The following is a 17,315-nucleotide window of genomic DNA, read 5'->3' as shown; positions in this document are numbered from 1 at the left end:
CGCGTCGGCTGCCGTGGAAAGCCGTGCCGATCACAAGAAAAGACTCCAGGAGTTTTCTAGAATTTTTTTCATTTTTAACCTATTATAATCACTAATTATTTTTTTTCGATTTTACTACAGTTGTTTATATATGCCCTAAAGGTTTGCCCGGGCATTCCGATAGGCTGGACATAACACGGATGGAAAAAACCATGCTCGACTATAGACGCTTTAAAGAAATTAACGATCTCTTTGCCTCGGGCCAGCCGGAAAGAGCGCGTCGTCTGCTCATGGAGCTGCAATCCCGTTGCATTGCGTTGCGCGACGAAATGAGCATGCTTAAAGTCCGCCTTCAGACCTTTGAAGATATCTTCTATCTTTCCCGAAATCTTTATGCGGAGAACGGCTTTTACTGGCTCAAGACCGCCGGGGCCAAACAGGGCCCGTTCTGCACCCACTGCTATGAGAGCGAAGGCGCCCTGATCCGGCTGGAAAAAACCGGCAGCCAATTGCGCTGCCCGTATTGCGATTCAAGCTATGCCGGAAGCCCGCGCGATTCCGGCGGCCACGCGGATTCCGGGCTGGCTCTGCGCCAGGCGCGAATCCTGCCCTTTGCCAAATAGCTCCCCCTTCCACGCCGGGCGGCAACGTCCGCACTTGCTGATGTCCGTAACAGGCATTATAGTATGTGAAAAAAGAAAGCCGCAGCGTCCGGCGGATCGCCCCAGGGGCTGTTTCTCAATTGGTTCTTTTGCCTTCCACCTTTGTCAGGCTGCGTTTTTTGCTCCAGTCGAGTACCATTGGGAGTACACTCCTTTCGCAAAAAGCCTGCTTTCCTTGCTGCAAGGGCAAAACTCCTCAATTTGGAAACAACCCGCAGAGCGTTTTGCTCATGAAATCAGCGCAACGCTCTGGCAGGGCGAAGCCATGCCCGCGCGCGTCAGCCGTTGGCGGCTGTGCCGCCTTGCGGATGACGACAGCAGAGGAAATGTACTTGCGCCGTGAAGCGCCGGAGCGAGCGTTTCACAAGCACTATGCTCCAGTGCTGCGGCTTTTTCCGTAAGGAAGCGCAGCTCATGACCCTTCAGCCCAGCTTGCCAAGCGTCCTGCTGCTCAGCGAAAGCGAATCGCTTGCCGCTCTTGATCGGCGCGCCCTGCGTGAAGTGGGCGTGACCCAGATCCAGGTCATGACTTCAGGCATAGCAGCCGCGCGGATTCTGGCGGGCCTGGCCCCCAACCCCGGCGGCCTTCAGCCCGATGTGATCGTCTGCGCCCAAAAGCTGGAGGATATGGACGGCGAGCGGTTCTGCGCCATTTTGCGGCTGCACCCCCGCCTGCTGGCCATGCCCGTTTTGCTGATTCTGCCCAGCGACAGCGAAGTGGAGCAGCTCAAAACCCTGGGCTGCGGCGCCAGCGCCCTGCTCGGCCGCCCCTATTCAGTGACGGATCTCAAAGCCACCCTGGCCGTGCTGGAGGTCTCCCCAAAACGCCTCCCGCAACTGCAGAAAGCCGCGCGCTATACGGACACCAAGGCTTTTGACGCCGCGCTGGACACATACGGCCTGCTTCTCAAGCCGGTGCGCCAGCCGGAAGATTATTTCCGCGTGGGTATGCAAGACCTGCAGCAACAGCGCTGGAACAACGCCATCAACGCTTTTCAGCGGGCCCTGCGCGATGCCCAGATCAAGGGCGAGGCTGAACTCGGCATGGCCGTGGCCTGGAAGGGCAAGGGTGATCTGACGCGCTACCGCGCCTGTCTTGCGCAGGCAGCGGCCACCTTTGTGCGCGCCGGACACTGGCGTCGCGCCCGCGCCGTCCACGCGCGCGTGCTCCAGGAAGATCCCGGCGCTAAAAGCCCCTTTCTGGCTGAAGCCCGGCAGCTCATGCGCCAGGGTCTGTACGACGAGGCCGCCGAAATTCTGGCGCAAGGTTTTGAAGTCACCTCAAAAAGCCAGCTCTGCGACAAAATAGCGCAGACCTGCCTGACCTCCGAGGAACCGGAGCACATGCTGCGCCAACTGGAAAGGAGCCTGGGACGGGCTCTGGGAGCGCAAGGGGACAGGCTCGGCAGCGACATCCGGACGTGCCTCGACGAATTGATCCGGCAGCAGGAGGCCCGACGGCGTGAGGCCGCAGCCGAACGCCAGTGGAGCGTTTCCCGCCGCATGGCCCGGCAGAGGGAAATGCAGGAGGGAGCCGCGCAGGAAAGCGCGGACTCTGGCGCGGAACAGGCCAAAGAACCGACCGGGGAAGAAAAAACAGAACCGCGCGGCACTGCGCCGGAAACAGGCGCGCCATCGGCGCTGACCGCTCTGGCGGGCCGGGCGCGCACAAGCCGTGTTACGGTCAGCGGCGTGGTCAGCCCGCAGGACGGCGACCGACCCGCGCTCATGCCTCTGGACGAAGACGCTGCGGCTTCACCCCGCGGATCGGTCCGGGATTCCGCAAGCCGCCTGCCTGTAGTGGAGCCCCTTAGCGAAACTGAAGCCACCAGTAAGCTCTTCACCGGCAAACCGAGGCTCAACGAACTGCTCTCGGTCATGAAATGCACCTGGAAGCTTGTCCGCAGAGACAAATAGACCGGCCGCACCCGCACACCCGCCGGGCCTTCCCTGCCCTGTCTCTTCTGTTTCAGCGCCGCACGCGCGCCAGCGCCTCCGCATCGCCCAGCCCGTGCAAAAAACGCACACGCCAAAGGTAACAGGCGGCTCCGAAGCCCAGCGCGAAAATGTAGGCGATCCAAAAGCCCTCCGCGCCCCGGGGCGGCCCGAATATATCGGTGCGCGCCAGGGCATAGCCCAGGGGCAGGCCGATGACCCAGTAGGCAAGAAAGCAGATCGCGGAGATAATCCGGGTGTCGTTGTGGCCGCGCAATATGCCGATGCCCGCCATCTGCAGGCCGTCCACCAGTTGATAGGCCGCCACATAGAACAAAAGATGCATGGCCAGAGCGGTAACGGCGGGATCATCATTGTAAATCAGCACGATGCCGTGGCGAAAGACAATGGCGCAGAGCGCGATGAGCAAGGCAAAAACCACGCTGAGCGCCAGGGCCGTGCGGGCCGCCAGGCGGGCGCGCGCCACCTTTCCCGCGCCCAGGTAATGCCCCACCCGGATGGTGGCGGTCATGCCCACTGCCAGGGGAATCATGAAAACCAGGGCGCTGAAGTTCATGACGATCTGATGCCCGGCCACCATCACCGTGCCCAGGGGAGCCAGCAAAATGGCGCTCAGGGCAAAGAGCGAAACCTCAAAAAACAGCGCCAGCGCGCCGGGCAGCCCGATGCGCAGGACGCGCAGCGCCAGAGCGCCGTCAAAACGCGGTTCCTGAAGCCGCCGGCCGGAAAGCCCGCGACGGAAAAACAGGGGGGCGAAAAGCGGCCGCAAATCCCGGTACTGCGGGTCGCGGCGCAGATAATAGAGCATAGCCAGAGCCATGAACCAATAGCAAAGGGCCGTGGCCACGCCGCAGCCCACCGCGCCCAGGGCGGGCAGACCGCACTTGCCGTAAATCAGCACATAATTGCAGGGAATATTGAGCGCCAGCCCGAGCATGCCGATGATCATGGCCGGGCGGGTGCGCGAAAAGCCCTCCAGAAAGCTGCGTTGGTTCACAAAAAACATAAAGCCCGGCAAGCCCCAGAGCATGGCGCGCAAGTATCCCCCGGCCAGACGGGCCAGCTCCGGCGTCAGGCCAAAGGATTCCAGCCGCCAGGAAATGACGTAAAAAAAAGTCATCAGCAGAAGGCTCATGCCCAGGGTCAGCCACAGGCCCTGGCGCAGCAGGTGCGCAGCGCCCTCGCGCTGCCCCCCGCCCACCATCTGCGCGCTGAGAGGCGGCAGGGCCAAAAGGCAGCCTATGCCCAGAAGCGCGGCCGGAGCCCACACCGAACCGGCCACGGCCACGGCGGCCATGTCCTCGGCATTGTACTGGCCGGTCATGGCCGTATCCGCGAAATTCATGCCGGTCTGCGAAAGCTGGGCAATGAAGATGGGCAGGCCAATGGCGTAAAAACGCCGGGCTTCGGCCCAGGAAAAGAAAGATCGGATCATAGAATATCCTGATGCGAGGCGTCGGGCTTGCAAATCGGACTGCGGCGGCCTCGCCGGGAACATGGACCGGCGCGGAACCTTTACTCCAGAAAAAGGCCCCGCGCGGGCAGCTCGCGTCCGAGCAGGGCCGCGGCCCGACTTACCAGCGCCTCAATGGCCCTGCGCCCCGCCTCTCCCAGATCCAGGCTGAAATCGGTGACAAAGGTTTCAATATGCGCCCTGATCACGCTGTCTTCCATTTCCTGGGCGTGGGAGCGCACAAAGTCTTTGCAAGCCTCCGGATGCGCGCGCGCATAGGCCAGGCTGTCGGCAATGGCGGCCTGCATGGCGCGCGCCGTCTGCAAGGGCAGATCCCGGCGCACGGCAATGGCTCCCAGGGGCAGGGGCAGATGAAAGGCTCCTTCCCACCACTGGCCGAGATCCAGAAGCTTTACCAGCCCCATGCGCTCAAAGGTGAAGCGCCCCTCGTGGATGATCACGCCCAGATCCGCATCGCCGCGCGCCACCGCGGGCATGACCTGGCTGAAGAGCATTTCCTGCCTCGGTCCCTGAAAGCCGCCGTGCAAGGTAAGCAGGAGATTGGCCGTGGTCAGGAGACCGGGCACGGCCACTCGTGCCGTGCGCCAGGCTTCGGGCGGCAAAGCCTCGCGGGCCACCACCAGAGGGCCGCAGCCCCAGCCCAGGGCCGCGCCGGATGCCAGCAGGGCATAGTCATCCATGATTTGCGCGGCCGCGCCCAGAGACATTTTCGTCACATCCAGTTTCTTTTGCCGGGCCAGCGAGTTGAGTCGCTCCACATCGGCCAGATACGGCCGAATGGCGGCCGGGGCGGGAATCAGGCCATGCAGCAGGGCATGAAAAATACAGGTATCGTTGGGACAGGGCGAAAGCCCCAGCGACAATGAACCGGGCAGAGAGACAGCCATAGTTTCCTCACATTGACAGGAGACGCCGGACGGGCATAGTCTGCCCACTGCGCTCTTTCAAAAACCACGCTCCGCGAAACGCGCGCGCCGCGCCATACGTCTTAGAGCAGATTACCTTTGACTTTTTATGAAAGTCAAAGGTGGCATTCAGGCGAAAAACGCGGTTTTCGCCTGAATGTACGCCGCGTTGCGGCGGCTGCCGCTTTCGCGTCAGCAGAGCATTTTCAAAGTGAAAATGCTCCAGCCGGGTTCACTTGCCGTGCGGGAAGCGGGCGATTCCGGCGCATCCTGCGCGTCCTGGAGCATAGTGTTTTTGAAACGCTCGCTCCGGCGCGTAACGGCGGGCATGGCGCCGCCCGGTGCGGCGGCCTTGCGCCAGGGCCGGAGCCGCGAGCGCGTTTTGCCGGAGAATTGCCCCGCATATCCTTCATTTCCGGCCGCCATAGACGCATAGGACATTGCCATGCTTGACGCCGCATACTACGCCGATCTGGGCCTTTCGTCCATCCATGAAAAAGTGCTCGACGGCCGCCGCCTGAGCTTCGATGACGGCCTGGCCCTGTTCGACTGCCCGGACATCACCGCCGTGGGAGCCCTGGCGCTGCATGCGCGCTGCCGTCTGCACGGGCGCAAGGCCTTTTATGTGGTCAACCGTCAGATCAACTATACCAATGTCTGCGTGAACGGCTGCGTTTTCTGCGCTTTCCGCCGCGACGCGGCAAACGAGCCCGGCGCGTTCGTCCTGAGCAGGGAGGACATTCTCGCCCGGCTGAAAACTGCGGATCAAAGCTCCCTGCGCCTGGACGAACTGCATATTGTGGGCGGCTGCCATCCGGGCTTGCGCCTAGAATGGTTCGAGGACGTGCTGCGCGCGGTGCGGGCCGTTAACCCCACATTGCCGATCAAAGCTTTCACGCCCGTGGAAATCGAGCATTTCGCCCGACTGGAGGGCATCAGCAGCCTGGAAGTGCTCCAACGGCTCAAGGCCGCTGGCCTGACGATGCTGCCCGGCGGCGGCGCGGAAATTTTCGACGAGGAGCTGCGCCCGCGGCTCTGCCCGCACAAGGCCGACGCCGCGGCCTGGCTGCGCATTTCCGGCGAAGCGCACGGCCTGGGCATCAAAACCAACTGCACCATGCTTTTCGGCCACCTGGAAAACGCGGCCCAGCGCGTGGATCATTTGTGCCGCCTGCGCGATCAGCAGGATAAGAGCGGCGGCTTCACCTGTTTCATCCCCCTGCCCTTTCTGACTGAAAACAGCAGGCTCAAGCTGCCGGACGAGCGTCTCGGCCCGCAGCGCGGGCTGGATCAACTGCGCACCGTGGCCGTCTCCCGCCTGCTGCTGGACAACATCCCGCATATCAAGGCCTACTGGATCATGCTGGGCCCCAAACTGGCCCAGACCGCCCTGTGGTACGGGGCCGACGATCTGGACGGCACCATTGTGGAGGAACACATCGGCCACATGGCCGGGGCTCAGTCCAGCCAGGGCCTGACCATCAACGAGCTGGAAAGCATGATCAGCGAGTCCGGCTTTGAGCCTGTGCGACGCAACGCGGTTTTTGAAACCCTGCCTTCTGACGGCCGGAACAGTGCGGAGGTGCGCTGATGGCCACATTTGCCCCTGCCCACAGCCCTTTTGAAGAAAGCCCCGCCGTGCGCGAGGCTGCCGCGCTGGCCGCCCGCATAGGCGACACAGGCTCAGCGGCCCCGGCGCGCCTTGACCGCGCGGCCGCCGAAACCCTGTATTACCAGGCAAGCCTGCACACCCTGGCCGCCCTGGCTCACGGTCTGCGGCTGCGCCTGCATCCCGAACCCGTGGTTACCTATGTGGGCGATCGCAACATCAATTATTCCAACGTCTGCGTCTGCGGCTGCCGCTTCTGCGCATTTTTCCGGCCGCCGGGCCATAAGGACGGCTATCTGATCAGCCGCGAGGAAATGGCCGCCAAAGTGGAGGAAACCCTGCGCCTGGGCGGCACGCAGATCCTCCTGCAAGGAGGGCATCACCCGGATTTGCCTCTGGAATGGTATGAGGATCTGCTGCGCTGGCTGCGCGAAAACTGGCCCGGGCTGCATATCCATGCCTTTTCCCCGCCCGAAATATTTTTCTGGTCGCAAAAATTCGGCCTTTCCGTGCCCGAAGTGCTGCGCCGCCTGAAGGATGCGGGCCTGCATTCCCTGCCCGGCGGCGGGGCCGAGATTCTGCACAACGAAGTGCGCGCGCGCGTCTCGCCCAACAAATGTTCCGCGGATCAATGGCTGATGGTCATGGAAGAGGCGCATAAACTGGGCCTGCGCACCACGGCGACCATGATGTTCGGCCATGAGGAGGAACCGGGCCACCGTTTGGATCACCTCTTTGCCGTGCGCGCCGTGCAGGATCGCACCCACGGCTTCACGGCCTTCATCCCCTGGACCTTCCAGCCCGCGCACACCCGCATTCATTGCGCTCCTCTGCCCGCTCCGGCCTACCTGCGGCTTCTGGCCGTATCGCGCCTGGTGCTGGACAACGTGCCCAACATTCAGGCCTCCTGGGTGACCATGGGCCCTGAGATTGCCCAACTGGCCCTGTTTTACGGCGCCAACGATTTCGGCTCCCTGATGATTGAGGAAAACGTGGTCGCAGCCGCGGGCGTGTCCTACAGCATGAGCCGGGCGGACATTCACAAAGTGATCCGCGCCGCGGGCTTTACGCCTGTGCAGCGCACCATGAACTATGCGCCGGTGGAGCCGCAGCCCGCAGTCTGAGGGCAAAGCGGCATGGGCACTCCACTGGCCCTGCGCATGGGCCGCATCGGCTATCACCGCGGCATGTGCCGCGATTGGCCTCACGGCAAAGCCCCGGTTCCGCCGGGCGCGCCCGGCGATTGCGACAGCCTTCAACCACCCCGGAAATTCGGCATGAGCACTCCACTGGTCCTGCGTATGGGCCGCATCGGCTATCTCAATGTGCTGCCCATTTATCATCCGCTTGAGGCAGGCATTCTGCCCCACGATTTTGAGTTGGTTTCCGGCCCTCCGGCCCTGCTCAACAACATGATGGCCCGAGGCGAGCTGCACGTTTCGTCGTGCTCCTGCTTTGAATACGCCTGCCGCCCCGAACGGTATTATCTGGTGGAAGATCTTTCCATCGGCTCGCGCGGGCCGGTCATGAGCGTGCTGCTGCTCTCGCGCCTGCCCATTGAGCAACTGGACGGGCACGGCATTCTGATCAGCGGCGAAACCCATACCTCCGTGGCGCTGTTGCGCCTGCTCATGCGCGACCGCTACAAGCTCAACGTGCGTTTCTCCACGGGCCCGGTCACGCCCGCAGTGCGCGGCGCCAACCCCCCCACGGCGTTTCTGGCCATCGGCGACGAAGCCCTGCGCCTGCGCAACCATCCCGACTATCCCTACCGCCTGGATCTGGCCGAAGCCTGGCGGGATTGGACCGGACTGCCTTTCATTTTCGGCCTTTGGGTGGTGAGCAGGGAGGCTGCCGAACAAGGCCTGTTCAAAACCGACCCCGGCGCGCTGCTGCGCCGCGCGCGGGATTGGGGCCTGCAACACATGGATCTGATCCTTGATCTCACGGGCCTGGGTTGCCCGCTCTCGCGCGAGGAGCTTCTGGCCTATTACCGCGACGGTCTGGTCTACAGTCTGGGGCAGGAGGAATTGCAGGGCTTGCGTCTTTTTTACGAAAAGCTCGCCACAGCCGGCATGATCCCCGCGCCGCCGCCGCTGCGTTTTTTCAGGATGTGACGCGATGAGAGCGTGTTGCCAGAGCGGTTGCCGTTTTCAACAGCAAACCGCTCTAACGCTGTCGCCAGAGCGTTCAGCTACTTTCAGTAGCAAAACGCTCTACTTCAGAGCATTCAAAATGGACTGCGCCGAAACCGTACCCAGAGGTTTGCCGTCCACCACCACGGCAGGCAGACTGTTGATGCCGTAATAACGGCAGATCTGCACGGTCTGGTACAAATTCACATTGCCCGCGTTGTAACAGTATTTGGCCACCGCCAACTCCTCGCGGGCGGGCACGGGCGGCCGCAGTCTGGAAAAATAGGCATAGTGGATGGGAAAGTCCGAAGCATTGGCCGTGGCGTCATACTCATTGGTAAAGCGTTTCACGCCCCCGGCGCGCTTCTGTTCGGCCTTGACGGCGTTCCAGCGGGAGAGGGCGTAGCTCAGATAAGGCATGGCCTGGCCCGGCCGGGAGTAGGAAATCCAGATGGCCAGACCCATCAGGTCAGTGCCGTAATTTTCCTTGCTGTTGGCAAAGACGGCGATTTTGCACTGTTGGGGAGACAGCGATTTGGCGGCTTGCGTGACGGCCTGCCAGACTTTTTCACTTTGCGGCGCGGAAAAATCCAAAAGCGCCAGAATTTCATGCGGGGCCCTGGGGTCGCCAAAGACCACGGGATAAATTTCCTGCCGCCAATGCTTTCTGAAGGCGGCCTCGCCCTCAATGCGTTGTTCCCGGCCGCCGATTTTTTTGAGCATCTGCGCGCCTTCGGCCGAAAGCGCGCGCGTGTTGGGCAGGCGCTCATGCATATACGGGTTGAAAATGTTGGCAGCGCCGCCGGGTGCGCTTTCTCCAGGCTGTGTTGTTGTCGCGTCCGCCCTGCTGGCCGCGGCCCGGCCTGTGCCGCCCGCGCCGCAGCCTGTCAGCAAGAATCCCAGAAGCACTGTACACACCACTACTCCGCGCATAGTACACCTCAGTAACATTGACATTTATCGTTCACGCTCCTGGCCCCGGCAGAATAGCCAAAAGCCGCAGAGCCGTTATACTTCCATAGGGTCAGCCCTCATTAAAACACCTGCCGCAAAGCGGAATGCTCCGGCCTGCGCGGCCTGGCGAGAAGGCATGGTAACGTCGCGAGGTTTTCACAAGGCGATTTCATCACGCAAAGAGCCTTTTCATTGAGCTGCCCGCGCCGCCGGGCTTGCGCGCTTTCTCAACGCGACGCCTGGCAAAACAGCGTTGCGCAGCGCCGTCAGGTTTCGAGCGCCCGGACAACATGCTCAAGATGCTGCAGCCAGATCTCCGCAAAAGCCGCATATTCCGCAGTGCCCTTGAGCACGGGCAGGCATTGGCGGCCGTGGGCCTCAATGCGCGAGCGCCACGACCGGCCGCCCTCCCCGGCCATGTCCTGCAGGGCGTGACGCCCCACCACCGAGAGCAGGGGCATAAGCCAGACCCGTGCGGAAACAAGCCGGGGCAGAATATCTTCCAGCGCAACCGCGCCGTTCATTGTTCCCACATGCACATGCGCGTCGAGCCGGCGCACGGCCCGCGCCAGATCCTCATAACGGGCCACGGCCGCATGGCGGGCTCCGTGGCCCATGAGCACCACGTCCTCGCCCGGGACGCGCTCCGGCGGCAAATGGCGCATCAGGGCCAAAGCCGCCTGCTCCACATCCTGCGCCGTGGCCAGCAAGGGCGCGCCGACCCCGCAGATCAGCCCGTCCTCCGCGGCGGCTTCGTCCACAGCCGCGCAGACCTCGGCATGTTCCCTGCCCGGAATGGTTTGCAAGGGCTGCAACGCCACTTCCGTAAATTTTTCAAAGCTCAGCCTGCGCAGGGCCTTGCGCACGGAATCACTTTTCTGGCGGGCTCTGGCCAGGCGCTCGCGCAACAGCAACGACGTATAGGCCCAGCGCACGGGCACGCCCGGAAAACGCTCGCGCACCCGGGCGTCAAAACTTTTCAGGGCCTTTTGCCCCTGTGCGCTGCTGGCCCCGAAGGCCGTCAGAAGAATTGCGCGTCTCATACCTTTTTTGTACGACACTTGCTCAGGCGAGGCAAGACGACCGCAGCCCGCACGAAAGCCGGTTGACCGTAACGGAGCGGCGGCATCTCAAAAATACTTTCACAAGAGCGGCAGCCTGGGCTGCGGGAGCAGACGCCGCAGCGATTCCAAAGTGAAATTGCGTTAAAAGCGCGCTTCACTGCGCGGCCTGCGGCCTGGAGCAAGGCCGCGCCGACCGTAAAGGCGGATATTGACCCCTGTCCCCCCGAAAGGCTACAGTGCCCAATATGGCTACTGGACTCCGTCCCGCGCATGGACGGGCTGCGGTCGCCGGGGAGGTTCCGATGGCGAAGGCGCTGATTCTGGGCGGCGCGACAGGTCTTTTGGGGCAGGCGTTGCAGCGCGTGCTCACGGCCCGCGGCTGGCAGGCCGAAACGCTGGGCCGGGCAGACGGCAATCTGCAGGACATGGCTTTTCTCGAATCCCGTCTGGCGGCCGTGGACGCGGATGTGGTCTTCAACGCCGTCGCCTGGACCCAGGTGGACGAGGCCGAGGAGCATCCCGAAGAAGCCTTGCTCGTGAACCGCACATTGCCCGACGCCCTGGCCCGGATTCTCAAGGCGCGCGGGCGGGGCCACCTTGTGCACTTCAGCACGGATTTCGTCTTTTCCGGGCCGCGCCAGCAACCCTGGACCGAAGAAGACGCGCCGCATCCCGCTTCAGTCTACGGCCGCACCAAACTTGCAGGCGAGGAAGCCGTGCTGCGCGGCCTGCCCGAACGGGCCTGCGTGGTGCGCACAGCCTGGCTGTTTGGCCCGGGGCGCAAAAATTTTGTGGAAACTATTCTTGAGGCCTGCCGCCGCCGCGATGCGATCAGTGTGGTTCATGATCAGACCGGCTCCCCGACGTACAGCCTGGATCTGGCCCAATGGAGCGTGGATCTGGCGGAAAAGCAAGCCACGGGGATCTGGCATGCGGTCAACGGCGGCCAGGCCAGTTGGTGCGAGCTGGCCTGCGAAGCCATTGCCCTCACGGCCTCGCCCTGCCGGGTGGAACCCGTGGCCTCGGCGCAATGGCCGCAAAAGGCCCAGCGCCCCGCCTATTCCGTGCTGGATACCGGCAAACTGAGCGAATTTCTGGGCAAAAAGCCCCGGCCCTGGCCCCAGGCCCTGCGCGATTTTCTGTTCAGCGAATATGTGCCCGGCGCTCAGCCCGGCAGTGAGGGAGCGCGTTGAGCAAAGCAGATGCCGCCGTGGCACGCGTGCACGGCCTTCAGAGCCCCGCTTCGCGCCAAGCTGTTTCAGTTTCCGGGCTGGTCGCCTGCATGGCGCTCTTCTGCCTGATCTGGGCAACGGCAGTTGCGCCCGCCCAGGCCCGCCCCCAAAATCTGCAGCAACTGGCCGCAATCGCCAGCAAGTTGACGGAAACCAGCGTCAGCTACGGGGCCATTCCTTCGCTCTACCGGCCGCGCTATGACCGCGTGCAGGACGCGGACCTGAACATGAGCCGGGAGGATGTGGTCTTTGTGGTTATGCTGCCGGACGGCCCGCGCATTTTCCCCCAACGCTTCATGGTCTGGCATCAGGTGGTCAACGAGCTTATCGACGACGTGGCCTATGCCATCACCTACTGCCCCATTACCGGGACGCTGATGGCCTACAACGCATCCATGGGCGGACTGAATCTGATTTTCGATCTTGAAGGCCGCCTTTACGACGGCAACAGCGTGCTTATTGACCGCAATTCCGGCAGCCTCTGGCTACAGGCAACGGGCATGGCCTTTGAAGGCCCCCTGCTGGGCCGGGGCATGCCCACCATCCCCGTGTACTGGACGACCTGGGGCGCGGCGCGCACCGTATACCCCGACGCCCCGGTCCTGGCCCAGCCGCGCGGCAACCGCCCTTACGGCCGTGACCCCTACGGCAACTACCTGAAAAAGGGCACCTATTACGACAACGACATTCTGGTCTATCCGGTGCAGCGCATTGACCGGCGCTTTCCCCGCAAAACGCCCATGCTCTGTCTGGAATACGAGGGCCTGCTGCTGGCGGTGGATATCGGCTACGTCAGGAAGAAAGGCGCGGTGAATTTCTTTCTTGGCCCCTCCGCCCTGCTGGCCGTGCATGATCCGCGGCTGGACGTGGTGCGGATCTTCAACCGCCAGATCTGGGCCGAGCCTTTTCTGTTTGTAAGCCAATACGGCCGCCTTGTGGATCTCAACACCCGCAGCGTCTGGGATCCGGCCACGGGCAAGGCTCTGAAAGGAAATATGCAGGGCGCGTCCATGAAGCAGTATTTCGGCGGCTACTCCATGTGGTTCGCCTGGTACAGCCTGAACCCGGAAACCTTTGTGATACCCGGTCCGGGCGAAGTGCCGGCGAATCTGCTTTCCCTCAACCCGCCCGGCCGGGATGATCCTCCCAAGGACCTGACCGCGCCCGGCCCGGACACTGCCCCGGACACGCCCCAGGCTCCGGTGCAGTCTCCGCCCTCGCCTCTGCAACGCCAGCCGGGAACGCCGTTGCCATGACGGCGCAACACGTCTTGCCGGGCATCACCATGCGGGTGACGCGCGATCCCGCAAGCGGCGAGCAGCGCGACGCTCTGGCCCGGGATTGGGCCCGCTTTTTCCGCGCTCTCAGCCCCGGAGGCCTGCCCTGGGTCATGCTGCCCAATGTGCAGGAGGACTGCCCGGCCCTGGCGCAAAACCTTGGCGTGAATGCCCTGGTGCTTTCCGGCGGCGACGACCTCGGCGTCACGCCGGAGCGCGACCGCACGGAACAAGCGTTGCTGGCCTGGGCCGCGGCCCGGAATCTGCCGGTGATCGGCATCTGCCGGGGCATGCAGATGTTGCAGCATTTCTTCGGCGGGGGCCTGGCCCGGCTGGCGGCCGAGCGGCATGTGCGCGCCAGGCATCCCATCATCGGGCGGGGGCCGCAAGCGGCATCCGAAACGCGAGAGGTCAACTCCTACCATCAGTGGGGCCTGTTCCCCGAAGTTTTGCCGCCGCAACTGGAAAGTCTGGCGCTCTGCGCAGCGGACAACAGCGTGGAGGCCCTGCGCGCCCGCAACCTGCCCTGGCTCGGCCTCATGTGGCATCCGGAACGGGAGGTTGAAGCGCATCCCGCGGATCTGGAACTCTTCCGGCGTCATTGGGGGCTTGTCCCTTGAATCTGCCGGAGAGTCGCCATGGCTGTGGCGCGTTGCGGCAAAAGGCGCGTGAACGTCTTTTCCTCGCCGCCCTTTCCGCCTCCTGTGCGCTTCCCCAGCGTGACACTCTTTGCCCCTGAATATGGCACGACTCTTGCTTATGCTCTGTACACAGCCAAGGGGAAGGAGTATGCGTCAATCTTTTGGAACCAAGGCAGAAACCCTGACCTGCCTCGCGGATCAGGGCTTTCCCGTGCCGCCGAGCTATTTTTTTGAAGCCCGCCAATGGCGCAACGATCCGCATCAGGTGCTGCGCGCCATCCAGAGCCGCTTTCCGCGCGGCAACCTCGCCGTGCGCTCCTCGGCCCGTTGCGAAGACGGCAACGAGCAATCCCTGGCCGGCGCTTTCCAGAGCATTTTGCATGTGCCTTCGCAGGATGCGTCCGAACTGGGCAGCGCCATCGACAGTGTGATTTCCGTTTTTCGCGACGAGCGTGATCAGGTGCTGGTGCAGCCCATGATCGGCGAAGTGACCATGTGCGGTGTGGCCATGACCCGCGCTCTGGAAGACGGCTCGCCGTATTATGTGATCAATTATGACGATGTTTCTGGCCGCACCGACACTGTCACCGGCGGCATTGGCGTCAGCAAGACCGTCTGCATTTACAAGGGCGTCAAGCCGGAATATTTCGACTCGCCGCGCCTGCGGCGCGTGCTGGAGATGCTGCGCGGGCTGGAGCGCCATTACGGCCAGACGCCGCTGGACGTGGAATTTGCCGTGGACAGCGCCGAGAACGTGCATCTTCTGCAAGTGCGGCGCATCTGCGCCGCCAAGCGTTGGCGCGCCAACGCGGGTCTGGGCGTTTCACGCCGCATTCGGCATGTGGAAGCCTATGTCAAGGAAATCATGCGGCCACGCCCGGAACTTTTCGGGCAGCGCACGCTGCTCGGAATCATGCCGGACTGGAACCCGGCGGAAATCATCGGCGTCACCCCGCGGCCCCTGGCCATGAGCCTCTATCGGGAACTGATCACCAGCCGCATCTGGAGCCTGGCGCGGGAGCGCATGGGCTACCGTTGCCTGCCGCCCACGGAGCTGATGCTCTCCCTGGCCGGGCGGCCATATATCGACGTGCGGGCGAGCTTCAACTCCTTTTTGCCCGCGGATCTGCCTGCCGCCGCCTGCGAAAAGCTGATCAACGCCTGGCTGGACAGGCTGGACGCCAACCCGGCGCTGCATGACAAAGTGGAATTTGAAATCGCGCATACTGTGCTGGATTTCGATTTTGACCAAAGTTTCGACGCGCGCTATCCGGGCCTGCTCTCTCCGGCGCAGCGCCTGGCCTTCAAGGCAGGTTTGCGGCGCCTGACCAACAGGGCGCTGAAGCCCGGCGGCAGCCTTGACGCGGCGCTGGCCGACGCGCAGGCCCTGGAGAAAAAACAAAAGGCGCTTATGCCGCCCCGGCCCACGGCTTCTTCGGGCTTTGCCCTGGTCGCAACGCTTTCGCCCTTGCTGGAAGAATGCCGCCAGCTCGGCACCCTGCCCTTTTCCATTGCCGCGCGCCATGCGTTCATGGCCGAATCCCTGCTGCGCTCGGCGGTTCGGCGCGGCGCGTTGAGTCCGGAACGCCTCCAGGCCTTCAAATGCAGCGTGCGCACGGTGTCCGGCGAACTGTCGCGCGATTTCCGCGCAGCCTGCCAAAGCGGGGCGGCCCGGCGCGCTTTTCTGCGCCAATACGGGCATCTGCGGCCCGGCACCTATGACATCATGACCCCCTGCTACGCGCAACGCGAAGATCTTTTTGAAATCGCCGATCTGCCCGAATCGCGCCAGGCGCCCTCGCGTTTCCGTCTTCGCGCCGCGGAGCGCAAAGCCCTGGCCGCCCTGCTGGATGAGGCGGGCCTGGACTGCGGGCCCGAACATCTTCTCAACTATGCGCGCACGGCCATAGCCGGGCGGGAGTGGATCAAATTCGTCTTCAGCCGCCATATCTGCGCTGTGCTTGAGAACCTGGCCGCCTGGGGCGAGACGCTGGAACTGACGCGCGAGCAGATCTCCATGCTCAATGTGGATATGGTGATCAACGGCCTGTACGCGCCCCTGCCCGCCGAGGCCCGCAAATACTATCTCAAGCTGATCGAGGCCCAGCGTCAGGGATACGAGCTGGCGCATTCTTTCCGTCTCTCACATTTGATCCGCTCGCCGCGCGACGTCTATGTGGCGGCCCAGCAGCGCAGCGTGCCCAATTTCATCACCTCCAAGCGCCTGGAAGCGCCGGTGATCCATTTGACGGGCAGCGGCGCGGGCCTCAGGCTGAACGGGGCCATTGTCTGCATCGAAAGCGCGGATCCGGGCTATGACTGGCTGTTCACGCGCGGCATTGCCGGGCTTGTCACCCGCTACGGCGGAACCAACTCGCATATGGCCATCCGCTGCGCGGAATATAATCTGCCCGCGGCCATCGGTTGCGGGGGCATTTTGTTTGAGCGCATCTGCAAGGCCCGCTCCGGCCTTCTGGACTGCGCCGGCAAGCTGATCATGCCCCTGCACGAGGACAACTGAGATGATTGCCGTTCTTCTGGCAGCCGGGCGCGGATCGCGTTTGCGCGAACTCACGGCCCGAAAGCCCAAGTGCCTGGTGGAGATCGCGGGCAAGCCGCTGCTGCGCTGGCAGTGCGAGGCCCTGCGGGGAGCCGGAGCCGCGCGCATCCTGGTGGTTCGCGGCTATCTGTCCCACATCCTCACGCCCGAAGCCGCCGGGCTTGAGGCCGGATCGTTTGAAACCGTGGAGAATCCGCGCTGGGAACAGAGCAATATGCTCTCCTCCCTGCTCTGCGCCGGGCCGTGGCTGGAAAGGGCCTTTGCAGAGGGGCAGGACGCGGCCACGATCAGTTATTCCGATATTGTCTATCCGCCGGAGCATGTGCGCGCCCTGTCAGCCTGCGCGGAGCCTCTTGCCGTGGCCTGTGATCTGTGCTGGGAGCAGCTCTGGCGACTGCGTTTCAACGATCCCTTGCTTGACGCGGAGACCTTTCGCCAGACGGACGGTCTGTTGCGTGAAATCGGCGGCAAGCCGCAAAATATTGCAGAAGTTCAGGGACAATATATGGGCCTGATTCGGGTGACGCCTCACGGTTGGGCGCAGATTCGCCAAACCTGCGCCGAACTGGGCGAGGCTGTGGCGCGCATGGATATGACCGGCTTTCTGCGCCTTTTGATCGGCAGGGGCATCCGCGTGGGGGCCGTGCCCGTGCAGGGGCGCTGGTGCGAAGTGGACAATCAGGAGGACCTGCGGCGCTATGAGCAGGCTCTGCGCAGCGAAAGCTGGCCGCATGACTGGCGGCGCTAGAATGGTGTGCGCTTGAAAATGTTTGGGGACAGAATATCTTTCCACTACAGCGCACTGCAAAGCGCTGATCAAAAGGAAGCGCGCTGTTGCGCCAGATCCGGAGAGGGCTGCTGCGCCCG

General features: G+C 63.2%; 15 protein-coding genes. 11 read left to right on the top strand and 4 right to left on the bottom strand.

Translation table 11 applies throughout. The annotated features are described in order from the left end of the window. Window positions 1-191 precede the first annotated feature (191 nt). The 3 genes from G7Y51_RS03245 (at window position 192) to G7Y51_RS03235 (ending at window position 2,558) form a co-directional block, all read left to right on the top strand. Window positions 192-602 (top strand): hypothetical protein, encoded by a 411-nt coding sequence (locus G7Y51_RS03245; protein WP_165174959.1) that lies wholly within the window; start codon window positions 192-194, stop codon window positions 600-602. Window positions 603-642: 40 nt separating this feature from the next. Next, window positions 643-984 (top strand): hypothetical protein, encoded by a 342-nt coding sequence (locus G7Y51_RS03240; RefSeq protein ID WP_165174958.1) that lies wholly within the window; start codon window positions 643-645, stop codon window positions 982-984. A 71-nt stretch (window positions 985-1,055) separates the two neighbouring features. Next, window positions 1,056-2,558 (top strand): histidine kinase, encoded by a 1,503-nt coding sequence (locus G7Y51_RS03235; protein WP_165174957.1) that lies wholly within the window; start codon window positions 1,056-1,058, stop codon window positions 2,556-2,558. Window positions 2,559-2,610: 52 nt separating this feature from the next. On the opposite strand, the gene G7Y51_RS03230 is transcribed toward G7Y51_RS03235, so the two are convergent. Next, a complete protein-coding gene (locus tag G7Y51_RS03230) occupies window positions 2,611-4,032 on the bottom strand; it encodes an MATE family efflux transporter (protein ID WP_165174956.1) in 1,422 nt (473 codons plus the stop codon). 80 nt (window positions 4,033-4,112) lie between these two features. Further along, on the bottom strand, window positions 4,113-4,958 hold the full coding sequence (locus tag G7Y51_RS03225) for a 1,4-dihydroxy-6-naphthoate synthase (RefSeq protein ID WP_165174955.1): 846 nt from the start codon (window positions 4,956-4,958) through the stop codon (window positions 4,113-4,115). Window positions 4,959-5,421: 463 nt separating this feature from the next. On the opposite strand from G7Y51_RS03225, the gene mqnE reads away from it, so the two are divergent. The 3 genes from mqnE to G7Y51_RS03210 all read left to right on the top strand — a co-directional run bounded on the left by mqnE (window position 5,422) and on the right by G7Y51_RS03210 (window position 8,702). After that, a complete protein-coding gene (mqnE, locus tag G7Y51_RS03220) occupies window positions 5,422-6,567 on the top strand; it encodes an aminofutalosine synthase MqnE (protein WP_165174954.1) in 1,146 nt (381 codons plus the stop codon). Then, window positions 6,567-7,709 carry a cyclic dehypoxanthinyl futalosine synthase gene (gene mqnC, locus G7Y51_RS03215; protein WP_165174953.1) on the top strand — a complete coding sequence of 381 codons (1,143 nt, stop codon included), beginning with the start codon at window positions 6,567-6,569 and terminating at the stop codon, window positions 7,707-7,709. The genes mqnE and mqnC overlap by 1 nt, the downstream gene beginning before the upstream one ends. A gap of 153 nt (window positions 7,710-7,862) precedes the next feature. After that, complete coding sequence (locus tag G7Y51_RS03210) at window positions 7,863-8,702, top strand: menaquinone biosynthesis protein (RefSeq protein ID WP_165175019.1); 840 nt, start codon at window positions 7,863-7,865, stop codon at window positions 8,700-8,702. 99 nt (window positions 8,703-8,801) lie between these two features. Here G7Y51_RS03210 and G7Y51_RS03205 read toward each other — a convergent pair whose 3' ends face one another. Beyond that, window positions 8,802-9,638, bottom strand: coding sequence for a hypothetical protein (locus G7Y51_RS03205; protein WP_241160114.1), 837 nt, complete (start codon window positions 9,636-9,638; stop codon window positions 8,802-8,804). Between the two features lie 302 nt (window positions 9,639-9,940). Then, a complete protein-coding gene (locus G7Y51_RS03200; protein ID WP_165174951.1) occupies window positions 9,941-10,717 on the bottom strand; it encodes a sirohydrochlorin cobaltochelatase in 777 nt (258 codons plus the stop codon). 323 nt (window positions 10,718-11,040) lie between these two features. On the opposite strand from G7Y51_RS03200, the gene rfbD reads away from it, so the two are divergent. The 5 genes from rfbD (at window position 11,041) to G7Y51_RS03175 (ending at window position 17,196) form a co-directional block, all read left to right on the top strand. Beyond that, entirely contained in the window at window positions 11,041-11,931 is an 891-nt protein-coding gene (gene rfbD, locus G7Y51_RS03195; protein ID WP_165174950.1) for a dTDP-4-dehydrorhamnose reductase, read from the top strand. 17 nt (window positions 11,932-11,948) lie between these two features. Next, window positions 11,949-13,226 carry a DUF3179 domain-containing (seleno)protein gene (locus tag G7Y51_RS03190; RefSeq protein ID WP_241160113.1) on the top strand — a complete coding sequence of 426 codons (1,278 nt, stop codon included), beginning with the start codon at window positions 11,949-11,951 and terminating at the stop codon, window positions 13,224-13,226. Further along, window positions 13,223-13,867, top strand: coding sequence for a gamma-glutamyl-gamma-aminobutyrate hydrolase family protein (locus tag G7Y51_RS03185; RefSeq protein WP_165174949.1), 645 nt, complete (start codon window positions 13,223-13,225; stop codon window positions 13,865-13,867). Before G7Y51_RS03190 ends, G7Y51_RS03185 begins: the two co-directional genes overlap by 4 nt. Window positions 13,868-14,036: 169 nt before the next feature. Continuing rightward, on the top strand, window positions 14,037-16,409 hold the full coding sequence (locus tag G7Y51_RS03180; protein ID WP_165174948.1) for a PEP-utilizing enzyme: 2,373 nt from the start codon (window positions 14,037-14,039) through the stop codon (window positions 16,407-16,409). 1 nt (window position 16,410) lies between these two features. Then, window positions 16,411-17,196, top strand: coding sequence for a phosphocholine cytidylyltransferase family protein (locus G7Y51_RS03175; protein ID WP_165174947.1), 786 nt, complete (start codon window positions 16,411-16,413; stop codon window positions 17,194-17,196). Window positions 17,197-17,315 lie beyond the last annotated feature (119 nt).

The organism is Desulfovibrio sp. ZJ369, assembly GCF_011039085.1.
Classification (GTDB): domain Bacteria; phylum Desulfobacterota; class Desulfovibrionia; order Desulfovibrionales; family Desulfovibrionaceae; genus Desulfovibrio.
Note: the sequence above shows the minus strand (reverse complement) of the source record. Positions and strands in the feature narration are given on the sequence as shown.

Bases quoted from the DNA above. Each gene is read 5' to 3' on its own strand.
- G7Y51_RS03230 (WP_165174956.1), bottom strand. From the start codon at position 4,032: ATGATCCGATCTTTCTTTTCCTGGGCCGAAGCCCGGCGTTTTTACGCC.
- rfbD (WP_165174950.1), top strand. From the start codon at position 11,041: ATGGCGAAGGCGCTGATTCTGGGCGGCGCGACAGGTCTTTTGGGGCAG.
- G7Y51_RS03245 (WP_165174959.1), top strand. From the start codon at position 192: ATGCTCGACTATAGACGCTTTAAAGAAATTAACGATCTCTTTGCCTCG.
- G7Y51_RS03225 (WP_165174955.1), bottom strand. From the start codon at position 4,958: ATGGCTGTCTCTCTGCCCGGTTCATTGTCGCTGGGGCTTTCGCCCTGT.
- G7Y51_RS03235 (WP_165174957.1), top strand. From the start codon at position 1,056: ATGACCCTTCAGCCCAGCTTGCCAAGCGTCCTGCTGCTCAGCGAAAGC.
- G7Y51_RS03210 (WP_165175019.1), top strand. From the start codon at position 7,863: ATGAGCACTCCACTGGTCCTGCGTATGGGCCGCATCGGCTATCTCAAT.
- mqnC (WP_165174953.1), top strand. From the start codon at position 6,567: ATGGCCACATTTGCCCCTGCCCACAGCCCTTTTGAAGAAAGCCCCGCC.
- mqnE (WP_165174954.1), top strand. From the start codon at position 5,422: ATGCTTGACGCCGCATACTACGCCGATCTGGGCCTTTCGTCCATCCAT.
- G7Y51_RS03180 (WP_165174948.1), top strand. From the start codon at position 14,037: ATGCGTCAATCTTTTGGAACCAAGGCAGAAACCCTGACCTGCCTCGCG.
- G7Y51_RS03200 (WP_165174951.1), bottom strand. From the start codon at position 10,717: ATGAGACGCGCAATTCTTCTGACGGCCTTCGGGGCCAGCAGCGCACAG.
- G7Y51_RS03185 (WP_165174949.1), top strand. From the start codon at position 13,223: ATGACGGCGCAACACGTCTTGCCGGGCATCACCATGCGGGTGACGCGC.
- G7Y51_RS03240 (WP_165174958.1), top strand. From the start codon at position 643: ATGTCCGTAACAGGCATTATAGTATGTGAAAAAAGAAAGCCGCAGCGT.
- G7Y51_RS03175 (WP_165174947.1), top strand. From the start codon at position 16,411: ATGATTGCCGTTCTTCTGGCAGCCGGGCGCGGATCGCGTTTGCGCGAA.